This window comes from Sorangium sp. So ce119, assembly GCF_051524405.1.
In the GTDB taxonomy this organism is placed as follows: domain Bacteria; phylum Myxococcota_A; class Polyangia; order Polyangiales; family Polyangiaceae; genus Sorangium; species Sorangium cellulosum_G.
On sequence record NZ_CP150311.1, the window covers coordinates 420,770 to 438,269 of the forward strand.

Genomic DNA, 17,500 nt, shown 5'->3' on the forward strand with positions numbered 1-17,500 from the left:
CGTGGCGCCCCCCGTTCAAGCGCTCGCCTTCGAGTTCGCCACCGCGACGCGCATCGTCTTCGGCGCCGGCAAGCTCGCCGAGGTGCCCGCGGCCGTGAAGGGCCTCGGCGGGACGCGCGCGCTCGTCGTCACCGGGCAGCGCCAGGGCCGCGCCGCGCCGCTCCTCGCCGCGCTCGCGGCGGCGAACGTCGGCGCGGTGACCTTCGCCGTCGCCGGCGAGCCCACGGTCGAGCTCGCCCGCGAGGGCACGGCCCGGGCCGCCGCCGAGCGGTGCGACGTCGTGGTGGCCTTCGGGGGCGGCAGCGCGATTGACGCCGGCAAGGCCATCGCCGCGCTCCTCGCGAACGGCGGCGACCCGCTCGACTACCTCGAGGTGATCGGCCACGGGAAAGCCCTTTCCAGGCCGTCGGTGCCGTTCGTGGCGATCCCCACGACCGCGGGCACCGGCTCGGAGGTGACGCGCAACGCGGTGCTCGCCTCGAAGGAGGCCCGCGTGAAGGCGAGCCTGCGCAGCCCGCACATGCTGCCGCGCCTCGCGGTGGTCGACCCCGACCTGCTCGCGGGCGCGCCGCCCGAGGTGCTCGCCTCGAGCGGGCTCGACGCGCTCTCGCAGCTCATCGAGCCGCTCCTCTCGGTCCGCGGCAACCCGCTCACCGACGGCCTCGCGCGCGAGGGCATCCGCCGCTCGGCGCGCTCGCTCCGCCGCGCGGTCCTCGAGGGCCCCGACGCGGCCGCGCGCGACGACCTCGCCGTGGCGAGCCTGCTCGGCGGCCTCTGCCTGGCGAACGCCGGCCTCGGGGCGGTGCACGGCTTCGCCGCGCCGGTCGGGGGCATGTTCGACGCGCCCCACGGCGCCGTGTGCGCCGCGCTCCTCCCGGCCGTCCTCGAGGTCAACCTCCGGGCGCTGCGCGCGCGCGGCCCCGACCACCCCGCGCTGCCGCGCTTCGACGAGATCGCCGCGCTCGTGACCGGCCGCGCCGGGGCCGCCCCCGAGGAGGGCATCGCCTGGGTGCGCGAGCTCTGCCGCGACCTCGCGGTCCCCGGGCTCCGCCGCTACGGCGCGAGCGAGGCCGACCTCCCGGCGCTCGTCGCGAAGGCCAGCGCGGCGAGCAGCATGAAGGCGAACCCGCTGCCGCTCACCGACGACGAGCTCACGGAGATCGCGGCGGCGTCCTTGTGATCGCGGCGCCGGTGGTATGATTCCGCGGTGGCGAGCCCTTACCGCACGAGACCGTCCTCTCCGCCTGCCCGGCCGACCGACGAGCGGAAGCTCGGCGCGGCGACCCTCGCGTTCGGCCTGCTCTGCGGCGTGATGGGGCTTTCGCTGGCCGAGGAGGGTCGGGCAGAGTGCGCGCTGCTCGGAGGCCTGGGCGGCTTCGCCCTGCTCCTCCAGCGCGAGGGCGCTCGCTAGCCCCCACCACACCCCCCGACGACCGGAGCTCGATGAAGAACGATCCCGCCCCGAATCCCACCCTCGACGCCATGCTCGCTGCCCAGCGCATCGCGTTCGCGCCTGTCATGTTCCAGGTGGCGCGGGTCATGCGGAACCGCGGCGTCCTCAAGGCGCTCCAGCGCGCCGGCAGGAGCGGCAGGACCCCGGCCGAGGTGGCCCAGGACACGGGCCTCTCCGCGTATGCGGCCAAGACGTTGCTGGAGGCGAGCCTGAGCTTCGGCCTGGTGGAGTGCGCCGGCGCGCGTGGAGAGCGCTACACGATCACGCGGGTCGGGCTCATCGTCGAGAACGACCGGATGACCCGTATCAACATGGATTTCATCCATGACGTTTGTTACGAGGGCATGCGCCACCTCGACGAGGCGATCGACGACGGCAAGCCGGCGGGCCTGAAGGTCTTTGGCGAGTGGCCGACGGTCTACGAGGCGCTCCCCGAGCTCCCGCCGCAGGTGAGGGAGAGCTGGTTTGCCTTCGATCACCTCTACTCCGACTCGGCGTTCCCCGAGGCGCTGCCCGTCGTGTTCGAGCGGCGGCCGAGGACGCTGCTCGACATCGGCGGCAACACGGGGCGCTGGGCGATCCAGTGCTGTACGCACGACCCGGACGTGCGGGTCACCCTCCTCGACCTGCCCGGCCAGCTCGAGGACGCCCGGGTCAACGTGGAGCAGCACGGGATGCTCGGCCGGATCATGGGCACGCCGATCGACTTCCTGGATCACGGCCAGGCGTTCCCGACGGGCTTCGACGCCATCTGGATGAGCCAGTTCCTCGTGTGCTTCTCCGAGGCGGACATCGTCCAGATCCTCCGGCGGGCCCGCGCCGCCATGGGGGGCGAGACGGTGCTCTGGATCCTGGACACGTTCTGGGATCGGCAGAGCAACGAGGTGGCGGTCCACTGCCTGCACGGTTCTTCCCTGTATTTCACGTGTCTCGCGAACGGGAACAGCCGCATGTACAGCGCCGCCGACATCAAGCGCTGCATCGCCGAGGCGGGGCTCACCATCGACGCGGAGATCGACAACCTCGGCCTCGCCCACACGCTGCTCCGCTGCCGCAGGCGCGACGTCGACGGATGAGGCGGCCCGCGCGCGGGCGTGTTTGAACGCCTTCCGCCTGCGGTCCTCGCGGTGCATAGTGGGGTTCCCCGACGGCGCGCCGCGCCATGGGCCCACAAGGAGAAACCATCGTGTCCCAGCCTCCGCTCACCCAGCTCTCCGACGAGGAGCGCCTCTTCCGCGACTCGGTGCTTGATTTCGCCCGGAAGCGCATCGCGCCGCGCGCGGCGGCGATGGACGAGCAGGGCGCGATCGACCACGATCTGCTGCCCCCGCTCTTCGATCTCGGCCTGATGGGCATCGAGATCCCGGAGGCTTACGGGGGCTCCGGCGCGAGCTTCTTCAACGCGATCCTCGCGGTCGAGGCGCTCGCCGTGGTCGATCCGAGCCTCAGCGTGCTCATCGACGTGCAGAACACCCTGGTGGCCAATGCGCTCCTCCGCTGGGGCAGCGAGGCGCAGAAGGAGAGGTACCTCCCGCGGCTGAGCCGGGAGTGGGTCGGCTCGTATGCGCTGAGCGAGGCGGGCTCCGGCTCGGACGCGTTCGCGCTCGCGGCCCGGGCCGAGCGCAAGGGCGACCGCTGGGTCTTGAACGGCCGCAAGCTCTGGATCACGAACGCGAACGAGAGCTCGCTGTTCCTTGTGTTCGCGAGCGTCGATCCGTCGAAGGGCTACAAGGGCATCACGGCGTTCGTGGTCGAGCGTTCCTTCCCCGGGTTCTCGGTGGGCAAGAAGGAGAACAAGCTCGGGATCCGCGCCTCCAGCACGTGCGAGCTCGTCCTGGAGGACTGCGAGGTGCCGGAGGGCAACGTGCTCGGCGAGGTCGGCAAGGGCTACAAGATCGCGATCGAGACGCTGAACGAGGGGCGGATCGGCATCGGCGCGCAGATGCTCGGCCTGGCGTCCGGCGCGTTCGAGCACGCGATGCGCTACATGGGCGAGCGCAAGCAGTTCGGCCAGTCGATCGCGAGCTTCCAGGGCGTGCAGTTCCAGTATGCGCGCGTGGCGATGGAGATCGAGGCCGCGCGCCTGCTGGTCTACAACGCCGCGCGGCTCAAGGACGCGGGCCAGCCGTTCGTGAAGGAGGCCGCGATGGCGAAGCTGTTCGCGTCCGAGGTGGCCGAGCGGACGGCGTCGCTGTGCATCGAGTTCATGGGCGGCGTCGGCTTCACCAGGGACTATCCGGTCGAGAAGCTCTATCGCGACGCGAAGATCGGGAAGATCTACGAGGGCACGTCGAACATGCAGCTCTCGACGATCGCGAAGCTCCTCCAGGCGGAGTACGACGTGAAGGGGTGAGCGGCGGGCACCTCCCCTCCTGGGCGCGCGAACGTCGCGGCCGGGAGGGGAGAACGGGCATGTAACGGAAAGGGGTTGCCATGAGCTGGCATGAACGCATCGTAACAGATCCAGCCGTCTGCCACGGCAAGGCGTGCATCCGCGGGACGAGGATCATGGTCTCGGTCGTGCTGGACAACATGGCCGCGGGCCTTTCGCCGGAGGAGATCATGAGCAGCTATCCCTCGCTCACGCTCGACGACGTGCGCGCGGCCGTCTCCTACGCCGCGGAGCTAGCGAGGGAGCGCATCATCGACCTGCCCGCAGCGTCGTGACGATGAGGGTCAAGGTCGACGAGAACCTCCCGGAAGAGGTGGCCGAGCTGTTGCGCCAGGCGGGTCATGACGCCTCGACGGTGCTGGCGCAGGGGCTCGGCGGACATCCCGACCCGGACATCGCCGGTGTGTGCGCTGCGGAAGGAAGAGCGCTCCTGACGCTGGACGTCGATTTCGCCAACGTGCGCCGGTACCCCCCTTCGAGCTATCAGGGGCTGATCGTCATGCGCCTGTCGCGTCAGGACAAGTCGCATGTGCTCGCGGTCGTCCGGCGCTTGCTCGCGTTGCTGGAGCGCGAGCAGGTCGAACAGCGCCTATGGATCGTCGAGGAGGAGCGGGTACGCGTTCGCGAGTAGCGGCCCAGTTCTCACCTGTACCGTCGCCTTCCGACGGCGATGGGGAGGATCTTCATCGAGGCCCGGGCGGGGCCACGCGGTTCGATGGCCATCCATGCGACGAGGCGCCGGAAGGTGTTATAGCCCGGCCGCTCGCTACCGCCACCAGGTCCGCCTGCGGAGGAGGTGGTTCGACCGGGATGTGGCCAAGGTTCCCTCCCGACACGGCGCGCACAATCCACGTTCAATCGAGGCAACCTTGACTCAGCTCGAGCGGCTGCGACACGAAAGAGAGCCGCACCTCCTTGCTGGTCTCCTGCGTGCCCGTGACCTTGCAGTTGACCCCGAGGACGGCGCAGACGGTATTCGCGCGGAGCTTGCCCAAGCCCTCGTTGAGCTCCTTCGTGTGCGCTTGCGTCCAAGCCGGTACACACGACCAGCTCCCAGGGTCCGACGCGCCGACAAGGCTACCCACCAGAAGCGGCTTCATCTGCGCACAGAGGGCCGGGCTAACGGGCGCCCGGTCGGAGACGCCCTCGACGTTGATTGCCTGCATCCCGACATCGAGGCTCTTCACGATGCTTCCGAGGGACTGGAGCTCTGCGAGCGCGGCCGGATCAATGTCAGTGCGCTGGAACTTGCCGAGCCTGAAAGGTACCCGGATGGCGAGGGTCAACTGCTGCTGTTTGCAGGCCTCCTCGGTCTTCATCGGCTGGAGAAAGCCCGAGTTCGCGGGGGTGAGCCTGTCGCCGGAAGGCCGGCGCGTGCACGGCATGAGGGGGCGATAGCCGAGCGCGGCGGTCAGCACATCACGTAGCTCTCGTTGCGCACGACAGGTCAGCACCTCGTTGAAGCCCTTCGCCATGGCGTCACGCGTGAGGCGTGTATCCTCTCTGGAGCTCTCCTGCAGTGTCGCGATACCCGCCGCAACCACGTCCATCTTCGACTCGATACGAGAGACCCCTTGCGCGAGCGCGCTCACGTCGAGGGATCCCGCCGGAGCGACGAGGATGAAGGCCTGATAATAGCTCACGATGGTCACTAGCGATCTTTCGCAGGATCGGGCGCGCCAGGGGAGCGAAGTCCCCGAAGGCGCTCACGACCTCGTCGACGAGCAGGTCTGCGCCGTCCGCCGCCTGCACGAGCCCGTAGACCGCGGCGCGCGCGAATGCCATGTGGAGCGCGGCTTCGGCCAAGGCCTTTGGGTCCTTGCCCGTCGCGGCGATCATCGCGAGCAGGCCGTTGGTGGAGGCCCGCGCCGCGTCGGCGGACGCTATGGCTCTTGAGATCGCCTGACCGCACTCCTCGGCGCACCCCCCAGGCTCCACGAGGGCCCGCGCCGGCATCGGACTCGCCAGGCGCTCCTGTACGCATGCCTTCACCCGCTCGCAGGCCACCTTCACGCCGCTACCGCTCGACTCCGCCTTCGCTACGCGGTCCGACAGCTCCGCGACGCGAAGCATGTGCTCTTGCATGACCTGCGACGTGTGCCGGACGGTCGTCCCCGCGCCGAGCGCCGCGCACGTCTGAGTGACCCGCTCCTCGACCGCTCCCTGCTGGGCCGCCCGATCCGCGAACGCTCCCGGATGGATCGGGATCGAGCCGCCGCACGTCGCGAGGCAAGCGACGATCCCCGCCAGCAATCCGAACCGTACGAGAGCGAAGGGCCACAGACGAACGGCGACATAGCTCATCGATGCAACCTCGGTCTTCGTGTGGGGTGCGTGGCAGAGGGATGGCAGGAGATTCGGTCCGCCCCCAGACCTGCGCGACGCCTCGGGCTTCCGCGGAAGCGAATGCGATGCGCAGTCGGTGCCCTGCACGATGGGCCGAGATGCTCGTGACGCCTCCGCGGAAGCAGCATGCAGACCGCGAACATTACGGCATTGTAGTGTAACTTGCGGATGCCCCGCCTTGTCAAGGGGGCCAGCGCAGTAGCACGGGGGCTCCGCGTCGGACGAAGGCGCAGCCAAAGAATGTTGATGGCCCCGCGCCGCTGGCGATTGAGATTGCTCCTGCAGCCGCGATGGTCATTCCCGGCGGGATGGTCCGACCCCGTCCGCTTCCCTCCGGCACGAGCACCGCCTGCACTGTGTCGATGAATGCGCGTAGCTTCGCCTGCGCGTGCGCGGGGTGGGTGGGGAGTAGAGGAAGGACCCAGGCTCCGACGGCGCGTAGCGTTCCAGCGCCGTCGCGAGCATGCCACGCACCGAGATCCTCGGCGACGGTCATGTAGGACGCGTACACGAGCCCGCTCTCATCACGGCAAGCTACGGTTCAGCCTGCGGGTCGCTCTGCCCCTGCGGCAGTCGCGCGACTTTGGCCACGGGGAGCGGACGACGGGACGGGGGCGCTTGCTGCGCGCCCAGTGCGCGCAGCAGCCGTCCGATGTGGCCCACGCTCAGGCGCGTCCGGTCTCGCGTTCGATCTGTAGTGTCAACAGTTCGCGCGTCCACGTCGGCCGCGCCCAGCCGAAGTCACGCGGGCCGCGCCCACGAGCAAACAGAGGCCGAACTACAAGCTCTATGTCCAACCGCCTTGAATTGGTGGTGTTGTGCCGGTTCCCGAATCAGGATCGGCTGTGTAGACGATGCCTCACCGGGACCGAGCGCGCGCCTGGGCGACGACCTCATCCCACGTGAGTCCGACCGGCCCTTTGGCCTCGAGCTCATCGACGCGCCGATCGAGCTCGACCCGCTGCACATCGCTGAGCGGCAGCGCGTCCGGGTCCCGCCCGAGGCTCGCCCATAGTTCGTCGAGCAGATCGAGCTGCTCGTCCCGGCTCAGTCGGGTGATGTCCAGCGCGGCCTTGGCCATACGTCCGGAAGTATCGCACGCGGGACCCGCAGGAACAATCCGCGGGCGCTCGCCCGCGTCACGGTATCTGCCGCTTGATGTTCGTCATCCACCGGAGCGTCGACACCTGCTGCGGCAGGATCACGTCCCGCACGAGGACGTGCGACTCGGTGTCGAGCTCCTCGATGTCGTTCCGGTAGTCCTTGAGGCCATGGTCCTCTCCCTCCGCCAGCACCGAGAGCGCCGTCTTGTAGCCGAGCGCCACCGCGGTCCGCTCGACGGCCTTGGCGAACGCGCCCCACGGGCCGGAGCTCTCCGGCGGATCGCCCCCGAGCTCCTCGATCCGGCGGCGCAGCAGCTTCACCCGCGCCTCGTGCGACGCCAGGTTGAGCCGGAGGTGCTCGGCCACCCACCCGCCGCCCGCGACGGCGATGGCATGACGGTACGTCTCGACCGCGGACATCTCGCCGCGGCAGAACGATTTGAGCTGCTCGATCGAATCGTCGTCGATCAAACCGTCCAGACCCACGCTCTCGTCTGCGAATGCGATCGGCTCCATGGGGACCCTCCTGAGGTGTCTGTGACCGCCGTTTCCTTCCTCCTTACCTCCCGAGCAGCGGCCTCCGCGCGGACCGTCCACGCAGTACTGTGAGCGAAACCGCCAAAAATCGCCTCACAGCGGAGATCGCACGACCATCTTGCCTCAGGGGTACAATATCGCCACACGCCGAGTCAGCCTTGGCTGATTTCTCTGGATATCATTCAAGCCGCGTTCCACCTATCCGGAACCTCCGTAACTCCGAGCGGGCTCATCCCCGGAGGGGCGAAGGAACGCCCGGGGGAGCGAGGCGCATCACCGAGGGATGGTTCTTGATCTCTCGTTCCGGGTGGCTGTCCCGGACGTCGCGGGAGGGACGCTACGCGAATGAAGCGAAGACGCGCGCGCCCTTGCTGGTGCCGCAGGACTCTCCGCTGCCGACGTCGCGCAGGATGGCTTGCAGCGCCGCGGCGTCGGCGTCGTCGCGCGCCGCCACGCCGATGAGCATCGCGCCCTCCTTGAGGCCGCGCTCGGCCTCCGGGGCGCGCTGCTCCGGGATGCCGGCGTCGACGAGCACGCTGCTCAGGCTGGCCACCGTGCTCGCCGAGCTCGCGTCCGCGAGCTGCACGGCGATGGGCCCCGCCACCGCGAGCCGCAGGCCGGGGACCACGAGACCGGCGCCGGCCGCGCCGAGGATGGAGCTGAGCGCCTGGCCGTGAACGGCCGCGCCCTGGATGCGCGAGCGCGAGAAATGCTGGCGCCGGGCGGCCTCGCTCACGATGAGGCAGATGTCTCGGCGCGAGTGCCCGCTGTCCAGGATCCGCCGGATGGCGTCCTCGGCCTCGACACGTGTACGCACCGTCCCGGTGATCAACCTCTGGCTCGCCATGCAGATCTCCTTGGCTGAGGGTTCGCGCCGCTCTTCGGAGATCCAGAAGAACACGAAGCGTACCGGGCGCGACCATCGCACAAGTCTGCGAAACTGTTCGCGAACCCACCACAGCCCTGCCGCGTCCGGGGCACAACGCCACAGCGCCATGGGCGCGCTGTGACGGAGAGACACGTCGATCTCGTCAGCACCCGTGACGGCCAGAGTCGGACGTCGGGGACGGCCAGAGTCGGACGTCGGGGACGGCCAGTGCGCAGGTTGTGGTGGGGATTCCGAGTGGCGGCTCAGGCCGCGGCGCGCCGCTCTTTGCTGGACCGCTTGGCGCTCTTCACGCCGCGCCGCGCACCGCCGGCGCGCCGCGCCTTGGCGGCGGCCCGCACGCTCTCGCGGAGCTGGTTCGCGAGCGGCACGGCGTCGCGCTCGCTGAAGCCGCGGACGATCCGCAGCATCGTGGCCTCCTCGGGCCGGAGCGCCGCGAGCGCTTCGTCCATGACGGCCTGCTCCGCCTCGAGCAAGGTCTGCAGGGCGCCCTCGGTGTAGGCGCGGATCACCGCGGGGTGGACATAACAGCGCTGGCAGACGGCGCGCGTGTTCCCGAGGCGCGCAGACACCATGTCGATCACCTGCGCCACGCACTTCTTCATCTGGCGGGCCGTTGTCGCGACCTCCATCTCGCAGAAGAAGGACGCGCAGAGCACCGTGCCGGTCCACGTGCGGAAATCCTTCGCCGTGAACTCCTGCCCCGCGACCGCGCGCAGGTACTCGTTCACGTCGTCGGAGTGGATCCGCTGCCGGCCGCCGTCGCCGTCGATGTACTGGAACAGCTCGTGGCCGGGCACGTCCTGGCAGCGCTTCACGACGCGCGCGAGCCGGCGGTCGCGCACCGTCAGCTCGTGCTCCTTGCCGCTCTTGCCCCGGAAGTGGAACCTGATGCGATCGCCCTGGATCTCGACGTGCTCGTCGTGGAGCGTGGTGAGACCATACGAGTTGTTGTCGCGCGCGTACTCGTCGTTCCCGATGCGGATCGAGGTCTCGTCGAGCAGGCGCACCACGGTCGCCAGCACCTTCTCGCGCGGCAGCCCCGGCAGCGCGAGGTCGCGCTCCGTCGCCGCGCGGATCGCCGGGAGCGCCGCGCCGAACGCGAGCATCCGGTCGTACTTCGTCTCGTCGCGGACCTCGCGCCAGCGCGGGTGATACCGGTACTGCTTCCGGCCGCGCGCGTCCCGGCCGGTGGCCTGGATGTGCCCGCGCTCGCTCTGGCAGATCCACACCTCGGTCCACGCGGGCGGGATCGCGAGGCGGCGGACGCGCGCGAGCGTCTCCTCGTCCTTCACGGGGCGCCCCTCGGCGTCGAGGTACTTGAAGCTCTTGCCCGCCTTGCGCCTGGAGATGCCCGGCTCACCGTCGTTGACGTACCGGAGGCCCGCCGACCTGGCCGACTCGATCGGCGACGGGGTGAGCGGCGCCGCCGCGGCGACAGCGCGCGGGTCGTCGACGGTCTCGACGGTCTCGACGGTCTCGATCGCCAGGGTCACGCGGCGCCGGCGGACGACGGCGCTCGGCGCGGAGCGCCGCTCGCGCCGCGGAGCGCTCCGCGAGCGGCGCCTGGATCGGGGGGTCGTGGCGCTGGAGCTCTGCATACGTCACGAGCTCAGACGGCTTCCTCCACGACCGCAGCCGGGGCGCGCAGCGCGCGCTCGCGGTGCGCCTCACCGAGGTACCGCCGCACCTCCTCGTCGATCGCCGCGATCGCCATCCGCTTGAACATGCGCAGCGCGAGCGGCACGTCGACATCGAGATCGACGGCGCTGGGACGGAGCTCGAGGCGCCCCGTCACCTTGTACCCCTTGAAGGAGAACCCGAGATCCGCGCTCCGATCGTCGCTCCAGAGCATGGAGGGGGAGTACTCCGCGTACCGATCGCGATACCGCGCCAGCGCCCGCAGGACTGCCGTCTTCGCTTCGTCGTCGTTCAGGTCGTGATGGACCGTGTGCTTCATGAATGACCTCGGGTGATCGCTGGAACAAGCATCCAGCGGGGGCTGCTGTGCGACAGGCTCGGCAGCGCAGCGGTCGCCAGGGTTAGCAAGGGGGGTGCCTGCCTGGCGCCGCGGCGTCGGCCGCCCCCGACGCCGCGATTTCCCGCCCGATCCCGGGCAGATCGCGGAAAACCGCGCGCTCCTCATCGCGTCGCGCGCCGCGCGCCTGGCGAGCTTCGCCACAAGCGAGGCAGATCGCTACGGCGGCCCCCGAGCTCGCGGGCGCGCCCCACGGGTCAGCTCGGCGGCATGCTGCGTGCGTTCCACGCGATCATGCACGGAGCAGGAGCGCTGAGGTCATCGCCTGGAATCAGGGGGTGGCTCGGGCCGCGGGCGAGCAAGGCGCTGAAGGTGCTGTTGATCCTGCCTGTCGCGCTCTGGCTCGGCTACGTCGTGATCATCAATGTCATGCTGAGCACGAAGCTGATGGCGCGGCTCATCAGCTACAACCCGATCGACGCGTCGCTGCAGTACGAGTCGGCCTGGAGCCTCTGGCCTGGCGTCGTGCACGTCGAGGATCTCCAGCTCAGCGGGTCGGACAGCCTGCTGCAGTGGGCGGTGTTGCTCGACGAGGTGGACGCGGACATCCACCTGACCGATCTCCTCCGGAAGAAGTTCCACGCGGAGGACATCCGCGCCGAGAATTTCGTGTTCCGGATGCGGCTGCTCGTGGATCCGACGAGCGAGCGCGATCTGGAGGCGCCGCACATCGAGGCGCTGCCCCCCATCCCGAATTTCGCGAACCCTCCGCTCAAGCCGGAGCTGCCGCCGCGGCGAGATCTCGAGAACACGGACGAGGGGTACAACCTCTGGACGGTCCACCTCGAGGGCGTGGACGCCACGCTCAAGGAGGTCTGGATCCAGCAAGTCCGCTATGCCGGCGGCGGCCGCGTGCGCGGAGGCTTCTATTACAAGCCGCTCCGCGCCGTCCGGGTCGGGCCGATCGCGATGGAGCTCCGCTCGGGCGACGTCCACGTCGCCGATCGCGTCGTCGCGCGGGTCGACGGCGACCTCGACGTGACCATGAACACCTTCGATCCGCGGGAGATCGACGGGATCGACATCGTCGACACCACCTGGGCGCGCGCCCGCCTCGACGTCGCGCTCCCCGGCCTCGATTTCATCCGCCTCCTCACGGGCGAGGACGCAGAGCCGCGGGTGGAGGACGGGAGCGGAGAGCTCCGGACGAACCTCGTCATCAACCGCGGGAAGATCGAGCCCGGGAGCTCCGCCTCGTACGCGACGAGCCACCTCGTGGCCACGGCCTCGTCGCTGCGCGCGGCCGTCGAGGCGGGCGTGGACCTCCGCGTCGACGACCGCGGTGAGGCGCGCCTCGAGGTGCGGGTGCCCCGCGCGACGCTCGAGCGCCCCGGGAAGGGGCTGCCGCCCATCGTGGTGGAGCGGGCGAGCGCCGTCTTCGACGCGCCGGAGCTCCACCTCATGAGGTTCCCGCCGGGGTTCTCGTCGAAGGTGGATGTCGTCGCCGCGGCGATCCCGGACCTGCGCTGGCTCAACGCGGACGGCGCCGCGCCGGACGCGCCGCGGTTCACGGGCGGCGCCGCGTTCCTGCGGAGCAGCCTCGAGGTCGACCCGCTGGGGCGCGGGTCGGGCGTGCTGAGCCTGCTGATGAAGCAGGGGGCGCTGAGGTGGAAGGAGACGACCGTGAAGGGCGACGCGGAGGCGCGCATCGCGCTCGACGCGGCCAGCGTCCTGAACCCGGCGGCCACGTTCCGGAAGAGCCGTATCGAGATCAAGGACCTCGCCGTCGAGCACAAGGGCGAGGCGTGGCCGGACTGGTGGGCGCGCATCGACATCGACGACGCGAAGGTGGGACGAGGCCTGATGCAGGCGGCGATCCGGCTCGAGTGCAAGGACGCGCGGCCGGCCGTGGAGCTGCTCGACGCCGAGGACGCCATCCCCGGGTGGGCCGCGGGGCTCCTCACCATGGAGGGGCTCAAGGCGTCCGCGACGGTCAGCCGCAAGGCGAGCGACGTCGATTTCAGGCTGCTGGAGGCGCAGGGGGGCAACCTCGCGATCCGCGGGCGGCTCACGAAGTCCGACGGACAGGATCCCCGGGGCGCGTTCCTCGTGAAGAGCGGGCTCCTGTCGGTGGGCATCGACCTCGCGCAGGACGGCGCCGGCGTGCACCCGCTCGTGGGCGACGACTGGGTGAACGAGAAGATCGCCGCGCTGGGCAGGTGAGCCGGCGTCTCCGGGCGGGCGACCCGGCGCCTCCGGGCGGGCGGTCCTGCGCCTCGCCGAGGCGGCGCGACGGGCAGAATCCCCGCCGGTCGAGGTCGCCGGTCGCTATCCTCGACGGATGACGGGCGCCGTCCAGATCCGGCCGGGTCGGCCGACCGACGCTGACCGGGAGGCGGTGGCGCGCATCAACGCCGCGGTCCCGCGCGAGGAGCGGCACGACATCGAGCCGCGCTCGGCGGGCGCGCTGCGCGAGCTCGACGAGCTGCTCGCGCGGCGCGGCCACGTCCTCGGCCGCCACGTCGCCGAGGTCGTCGCGACGGGGGAGATCGTGGCGTATGCGCACTACTTCCACGTCCCGTGGGAGCACCACCCCGCGCGGTTCTGGTGCGCGGCGCGGTGCGCCCCGGGCCACCGGCGCCGCGGCATCGGCGCGCGGCTGTTCGCGGCGATGGAGCGCGACCTCGCGCGCCTGGGCGCCCGGGAGCTCCGCGCCATGGCGCGCGAGACGCAGCCGGAGATGGTGGAGCTCGCGGCGCGGCTCGGCTTCCGGGAGCTCTTCCGGAGCTGGGACTTCGAGCTCGACCTCGCAGCGCGGCGCGCGGACAGCCTGGACGAGCGCCCGTCGCCGCCGGGCGTCGCGATCGCGCCGCTGTCCGAGGAGCGGGCGCGCCGGCCCGGGTGGCTGGCGGAGCTGCACGCGCTCTACCTCGCCGTGAACCGGGAGGTACCCCTGCCGAACCATGTCGACCCCGAGCTGCCGGCCGAGGAGCTCGCGGCGTACCTGGAGCGGTCGCCGACGTCGCTGCCCGAGGCGTGCTTCGTCGCGAGGGACGGCGACAGGTACGTCGGGCTCTGCATCCTGCACCGGAGCGAGGACGACCCCGCGCGCCTCGACCACCTGTTCACCGGGGTGGCGGCGGCGAGCCGCGGCCGCGGGGTGGCGAGGGCGCTCAAGCTGGCCACGATCGATTTCGCGCGGCGGAGGGGGTATTCGCGGATCGCCACGGCGGTCGAGTCGAACAACCCGGGGATGCTCGCCTTGAACGAGGAGCTCGGGTTCGTGCGGCGCGGGGGTCTCGTCGTGCTCGAACGGCAGATGAAGTGGAACCTTGCAGGGTGACAGCGTTGCCCGCGCGGAGCTGGCCAGTTACCTCGCCATCTTCTTGAGCGGCCCAGCCCCGCAGGGCCCCGACTCCCTCGGTCGACCGCGCACGCGCCGGCCCCTCCGGCGCGTGCGTTGCCCATGCCCGCTCTCGGACGCGGGCTGCAGAGGCGGCGTCCTGCTGCAAGCGGGGCGATCAGCGTCACCAGCACATCGAACGACATCACGGCATTCGAGCGCATGGTATGGAACACCCCGCCATCCACATCGAGGATCTGCGACCGCTCTGCCCAGGGCCCGCTGGCAGCGCGCTGGCATGTGCCGCGTCCCGTGCCAGCGCTGGCGGCGCCTGGAGCAGGTGATCGCGCGGCTCCCGGAGGGCGTCACCGGTAAGGTATCCTCCGGGCTCGGCCCGCTCCTCCCCAGGGCCGTCCAGGAGGCGACATCGTGAAGGCAGCTCCGGAGCAGATCCCGCCGCCGCCGAGGGGCTCCCTCGGCGAGCTCTTCAACCCCTTCCTCCCCGAGCAGATCGAGGACCCTTACCCGATCTATGCGCGCGCGCGGCGCGAGGAGCCGGTCTTCTATAGCCCCCGGCTCGACGTGTGGATCGTCACCAGGTACGCCGATATCGTGGCCGTCCTGCGGGACACGGACCGGTTCTCGTCCTTCAACTCGCTCTACGTCAGGGCCGCGCCGATCCCCGAGGTCCGCGCGGTCCTCCGCGAGGGGTACGAGGAGTTCACCTCGCTCGTGCAGAGCGACCCGCCCGATCACACGCGCGTGCGCGCCGTCTTCGGCAAGGCCTTCACCCCGCTGCGCGTGGCGGCGCTGGAGGGGCACATCCGCGAGCTCACGCGGGAGCTGATCGACGCCTTCATCCGCGATGGGCACGCCGAGCTGGTCTCGCAGATCGCCCTGCCGCTGCCGGGGTACGTCATCTGCGATCTGCTCGGGGTGCCGCGCTCCGAGATGAAGCAGCTCAGGGCGTGGCACGAGGACAAGCAGGCGCTGATGGCGGGGAGCGCGCCGCCAGAGGCGCAGGTGGCGAGCGCCCGCGGATACGTGGCGATGCAGCGCTATTTCCAGGCCCAGATCGAGGCACGCCGCGCCGAGCCGCGGGAGGATCTGCTCTCGCTCCTCGTCCCGGAGGAGATCGGCGGGAGCGCGGCGCTGAGCATGCAGGAGGCGGTCTGCAACGCGATGGATCTGCTGGCCGCCGGGCACGAGACGACGACGGCCCTGCTCGCGAGCGGGATCGACCTCTTGCTCGCGCACCCGGAGGTGGCAGAGGCGCTGCGCGGGGACCCGTCGCTGATCCCGGGCGCGATCGACGAGATGCTGCGCTGCGAGTCCCCGGTCCGCGGCTTCTTCCGGGCGGTGACGGCGGACGCCGAGGTGGCCGGGGTCCGTATCCCGAAAGGCGCACGGGTGTACCTGCTGTATGCGTCGGGGAACCGGGACGAGGCGGAGTTCGCCGACGGCGACCGCTTCGACATCCACCGCAGGGACACGGGCAAGCACCTCGCCTTCGGCAAGGGCATCCACTTCTGCGTCGGCTCGCTGCTGGCGCGCACGGAAGCGAAGATCGCGCTCGAAGAGCTCCTCGAGCGGCTGCCCGGCCTGCGGCGCGGGAAGGCCCCCGCGCGCCGGAGCCCGTTTATCATCATGCGCGCGTTCGACTCGCTCCCCATCGCGTGGGACGCGTAGCCCTCCCCCGCGCCGCGCCGGCGACGTGGCAGGAGCAGCCGCTTCTGCGCGGCATCCCCGGAGAAGGCCTTGAAACCGAGCTTCTCGTAGAACCTCCTCGAAGCCTCGAGATCCTTGACAGCCAGGCTTGATCGAAGACGCGCCGAGCCGTCTTGCGAGATGACAAAGCCGAGAGCCTCGCGGTGCGCATTGCACTACCGGAACATTGACCGATGCCTCGTTCCGAAGGAGACTCGCCGCATGGGACTGCTGACCTTCGCCATCAACGTCACTCTGGACGGCTGCGTCGACCACCAGGAGGGGATCGCCGACGACGAGACGCACGCCTTGTTCACCCGCCTCATGGACGAGAGCGGCGCGATGCTGTGGGGCCGCGTCACCTACGAGATGATGGAGAGCTACTGGCCGGCGGTCGCCCGCGGCGACGAGGAGGCGCCTCCGGCGATACGCGCGTGGGCGGTCAAGCTGGAGACCAAGCCGAAGTACGTGGTGTCGTCCACGCGCAAGGACTTCCCGTGGACCAACAGCCACCACATCGCCGGCGATCTGCGCATGGGCGTGCAGAAGCTCAAGGACGCGACCCCGGCCGGCGTGCTCCTCGGCAGCGGCAAGCTCGCGACCGAGCTGGATCGGCTGGATCTCATCGACGAGTACAAGTTCCTCGTCCACGCCAGGCTCGCCGGCCACGGCCCGACCCTGTACCAGAGCGGGCTGCCCGCCACGCGGCGGCTCGAGCTGGTCTCGGCCAAGCCGCTGCGCTGTGGCGCGGTGGCGATGCACTACCGGCGCGCGCGCTGACTCAGAGGAGCCCCATCGCGCCCAGCGCGCGGTGCGAGCGCTTGTACAGCAGGCAGTAGCCGTTGACGTCGAACCAGAGCGCCTTCAGCCGAGTCGCGCCGCGATTGGCGAAAATGAACGAGGAGCCGCTCTGCGGATCCTCTCCGAGCTTGAGCTTGACGGCGTGTGCCAGGCGATCGAAGCCCTGGCGCATGTCGAGCGGCTCGGTGCACACGAAGATGCGAACGCCAGCCGCGATCATGAGGCCTTCAGAACGTCGAGCAGGTGCCGCAGGCCGTCAGCGTCGAATGACGCTGGCACTCGGAGACAGCGGCCCCGGCCGCGTCACCCCTCGCCCGAGAGCACCGCGGTGATCGCGACGCGCTCCCCGCGCGGCCGCCCGGCCGCGTCGGCGTGGGCCATGTCGAGGGCGGCGAGCACCGTCGAGAGCGTCGTCTGGTCCAGGACCGACGACGCCTCGAGGGCGTGGAGGTCCTCTCCCACGAAGTTCTTCGGGCACGCGTCGATGACCGGCAGCGCGCGCGTCTCCGGCGCGGGCGCGAACCGGATCGGCAGGCCGTGCGTGCGGCAGATGAGCGGCCGCGCCGCGTAGACCGCGCACCTCCCCTCCCCGTCGAGCGCCGGGCACACCCCCGGGTCGCCCGCCCGCGCGCGCGCGGCCAGGGCCGCCCGGTCGGCCTCGGGGAGCGCCGCGAGCGCCTCGCGGAGGGCGTCTGCCTCGAGCGACGTCACGGAGAACCGCCGCCGGCAGCAGTCGCTGCACCCGGTGCGGCAGGCCATCCGCGCGCCGTGGCGGGCGCTCGCGTGCGCGAAGAACGCGTCGACCTTGGTGAAGAGCTCGCGGAGGCGATCGCGCGGCGGGGGGCTCATGCGCCGGGTTCTAGCAGCCGAGGGCCCCGATCGCGCCGCCAGGGACACGAAAGTCGCCGGCCGGGACCGGGAGAGCGCCGGCCGGGACTGGGGTTCGGGTCGAGA

At 70.7% G+C, this 17,500-nt stretch carries 19 protein-coding genes; 11 read left to right on the top strand and 8 right to left on the bottom strand.

The genetic code is table 11. The annotated features are described in order from the left end of the window. Position 1 precedes the first annotated feature (1 nt). From WME76_RS45885 to WME76_RS45910, 6 genes are all read left to right on the top strand, one after another. A complete protein-coding gene (locus WME76_RS45885; protein ID WP_437962535.1) occupies positions 2-1,180 on the top strand; it encodes an iron-containing alcohol dehydrogenase in 1,179 nt (392 codons plus the stop codon). Between the two features lie 27 nt (positions 1,181-1,207). After that, the gene (locus WME76_RS45890; protein ID WP_437962536.1) at positions 1,208-1,411 is read left to right on the top strand and encodes a hypothetical protein; all 204 of its coding nucleotides are present in this window, start codon (positions 1,208-1,210) and stop codon (positions 1,409-1,411) included. A 32-nt stretch (positions 1,412-1,443) separates the two neighbouring features. Then, the gene (locus WME76_RS45895; protein ID WP_437962537.1) at positions 1,444-2,529 is read left to right on the top strand and encodes a class I SAM-dependent methyltransferase; all 1,086 of its coding nucleotides are present in this window, start codon (positions 1,444-1,446) and stop codon (positions 2,527-2,529) included. Positions 2,530-2,639: 110 nt separating this feature from the next. Further along, the gene (locus tag WME76_RS45900) at positions 2,640-3,806 is read left to right on the top strand and encodes an acyl-CoA dehydrogenase (protein WP_437962538.1); all 1,167 of its coding nucleotides are present in this window, start codon (positions 2,640-2,642) and stop codon (positions 3,804-3,806) included. An 80-nt stretch (positions 3,807-3,886) separates the two neighbouring features. Beyond that, positions 3,887-4,120 carry a DUF433 domain-containing protein gene (locus tag WME76_RS45905; RefSeq protein WP_437962539.1) on the top strand — a complete coding sequence of 78 codons (234 nt, stop codon included), beginning with the start codon at positions 3,887-3,889 and terminating at the stop codon, positions 4,118-4,120. Between the two features lie 2 nt (positions 4,121-4,122). Beyond that, complete coding sequence (locus WME76_RS45910) at positions 4,123-4,476, top strand: DUF5615 family PIN-like protein (RefSeq protein ID WP_437962540.1); 354 nt, start codon at positions 4,123-4,125, stop codon at positions 4,474-4,476. A gap of 223 nt (positions 4,477-4,699) precedes the next feature. On the opposite strand, the gene WME76_RS45915 is transcribed toward WME76_RS45910, so the two are convergent. After that, positions 4,700-5,497 (bottom strand): hypothetical protein, encoded by a 798-nt coding sequence (locus tag WME76_RS45915; protein ID WP_437962541.1) that lies wholly within the window; start codon positions 5,495-5,497, stop codon positions 4,700-4,702. Between WME76_RS45915 and WME76_RS45920 the strand changes: the two genes are divergently transcribed. Beyond that, complete coding sequence (locus tag WME76_RS45920) at positions 5,490-5,741, top strand: hypothetical protein (protein ID WP_437962542.1); 252 nt, start codon at positions 5,490-5,492, stop codon at positions 5,739-5,741. The two genes, WME76_RS45915 and WME76_RS45920, sit on opposite strands and share 8 nt — an antisense overlap. A gap of 1,309 nt (positions 5,742-7,050) precedes the next feature. Here the strand turns inward: WME76_RS45920 and WME76_RS45925 are convergent. From WME76_RS45925 to WME76_RS45945, 5 genes are all read right to left on the bottom strand, one after another. Further along, positions 7,051-7,272 carry an addiction module protein gene (locus tag WME76_RS45925; RefSeq protein WP_437962543.1) on the bottom strand — a complete coding sequence of 74 codons (222 nt, stop codon included), beginning with the start codon at positions 7,270-7,272 and terminating at the stop codon, positions 7,051-7,053. A 58-nt stretch (positions 7,273-7,330) separates the two neighbouring features. After that, complete coding sequence (locus WME76_RS45930; RefSeq protein ID WP_061619848.1) at positions 7,331-7,810, bottom strand: DUF2383 domain-containing protein; 480 nt, start codon at positions 7,808-7,810, stop codon at positions 7,331-7,333. A gap of 358 nt (positions 7,811-8,168) precedes the next feature. Then, positions 8,169-8,678: a hypothetical protein gene (locus tag WME76_RS45935; protein WP_437962544.1), complete on the bottom strand. Its 510-nt coding sequence runs from the start codon at positions 8,676-8,678 to the stop codon at positions 8,169-8,171. A 284-nt stretch (positions 8,679-8,962) separates the two neighbouring features. Beyond that, on the bottom strand, positions 8,963-10,318 hold the full coding sequence (locus tag WME76_RS45940; protein ID WP_437962545.1) for a DNA topoisomerase IB: 1,356 nt from the start codon (positions 10,316-10,318) through the stop codon (positions 8,963-8,965). Between the two features lie 11 nt (positions 10,319-10,329). Further along, entirely contained in the window at positions 10,330-10,677 is a 348-nt protein-coding gene (locus WME76_RS45945) for a polyhydroxyalkanoic acid system family protein (protein ID WP_437962546.1), read from the bottom strand. 390 nt (positions 10,678-11,067) lie between these two features. On the opposite strand from WME76_RS45945, the gene WME76_RS45950 reads away from it, so the two are divergent. The 4 genes from WME76_RS45950 to WME76_RS45965 all read left to right on the top strand — a co-directional run bounded on the left by WME76_RS45950 (position 11,068) and on the right by WME76_RS45965 (position 16,525). Beyond that, entirely contained in the window at positions 11,068-12,918 is a 1,851-nt protein-coding gene (locus WME76_RS45950) for a hypothetical protein (RefSeq protein ID WP_437962547.1), read from the top strand. 118 nt (positions 12,919-13,036) lie between these two features. Beyond that, positions 13,037-14,038: an N-acetyltransferase family protein gene (locus WME76_RS45955; protein WP_437962548.1), complete on the top strand. Its 1,002-nt coding sequence runs from the start codon at positions 13,037-13,039 to the stop codon at positions 14,036-14,038. Between the two features lie 429 nt (positions 14,039-14,467). Further along, entirely contained in the window at positions 14,468-15,727 is a 1,260-nt protein-coding gene (locus WME76_RS45960) for a cytochrome P450 (protein WP_437962549.1), read from the top strand. Positions 15,728-15,967: 240 nt separating this feature from the next. Next, entirely contained in the window at positions 15,968-16,525 is a 558-nt protein-coding gene (locus WME76_RS45965) for a dihydrofolate reductase family protein (RefSeq protein ID WP_437962550.1), read from the top strand. Between the two features lies 1 nt (position 16,526). Here WME76_RS45965 and tnpB read toward each other — a convergent pair whose 3' ends face one another. Beyond that, entirely contained in the window at positions 16,527-16,766 is a 240-nt protein-coding gene (tnpB, locus tag WME76_RS45970) for an IS66 family insertion sequence element accessory protein TnpB (RefSeq protein WP_437962551.1), read from the bottom strand. An 83-nt stretch (positions 16,767-16,849) separates the two neighbouring features. Then, positions 16,850-17,395, bottom strand: coding sequence for a YkgJ family cysteine cluster protein (locus WME76_RS45975; protein ID WP_437962552.1), 546 nt, complete (start codon positions 17,393-17,395; stop codon positions 16,850-16,852). Positions 17,396-17,500: the final 105 nt, after the last annotated feature.

Excerpts from the sequence above, each read along its gene's own strand:
- WME76_RS45975 (WP_437962552.1), bottom strand. The coding sequence starts at position 17,395 with ATGAGCCCCCCGCCGCGCGATCGCCTCCGCGAGCTCTTCACCAAGGTC.
- WME76_RS45910 (WP_437962540.1), top strand. The coding sequence starts at position 4,123 with ATGAGGGTCAAGGTCGACGAGAACCTCCCGGAAGAGGTGGCCGAGCTG.
- WME76_RS45945 (WP_437962546.1), bottom strand. The coding sequence starts at position 10,677 with ATGAAGCACACGGTCCATCACGACCTGAACGACGACGAAGCGAAGACG.
- WME76_RS45930 (WP_061619848.1), bottom strand. The coding sequence starts at position 7,810 with ATGGAGCCGATCGCATTCGCAGACGAGAGCGTGGGTCTGGACGGTTTG.
- WME76_RS45965 (WP_437962550.1), top strand. The coding sequence starts at position 15,968 with ATGGGACTGCTGACCTTCGCCATCAACGTCACTCTGGACGGCTGCGTC.
- WME76_RS45940 (WP_437962545.1), bottom strand. The coding sequence starts at position 10,318 with ATGCAGAGCTCCAGCGCCACGACCCCCCGATCCAGGCGCCGCTCGCGG.
- WME76_RS45905 (WP_437962539.1), top strand. The coding sequence starts at position 3,887 with ATGAGCTGGCATGAACGCATCGTAACAGATCCAGCCGTCTGCCACGGC.
- tnpB (WP_437962551.1), bottom strand. The coding sequence starts at position 16,766 with ATGATCGCGGCTGGCGTTCGCATCTTCGTGTGCACCGAGCCGCTCGAC.
- WME76_RS45920 (WP_437962542.1), top strand. The coding sequence starts at position 5,490 with ATGGTCACTAGCGATCTTTCGCAGGATCGGGCGCGCCAGGGGAGCGAA.
- WME76_RS45895 (WP_437962537.1), top strand. The coding sequence starts at position 1,444 with ATGAAGAACGATCCCGCCCCGAATCCCACCCTCGACGCCATGCTCGCT.
- WME76_RS45955 (WP_437962548.1), top strand. The coding sequence starts at position 13,037 with ATGACGGGCGCCGTCCAGATCCGGCCGGGTCGGCCGACCGACGCTGAC.
- WME76_RS45935 (WP_437962544.1), bottom strand. The coding sequence starts at position 8,678 with ATGGCGAGCCAGAGGTTGATCACCGGGACGGTGCGTACACGTGTCGAG.
- WME76_RS45925 (WP_437962543.1), bottom strand. The coding sequence starts at position 7,272 with ATGGCCAAGGCCGCGCTGGACATCACCCGACTGAGCCGGGACGAGCAG.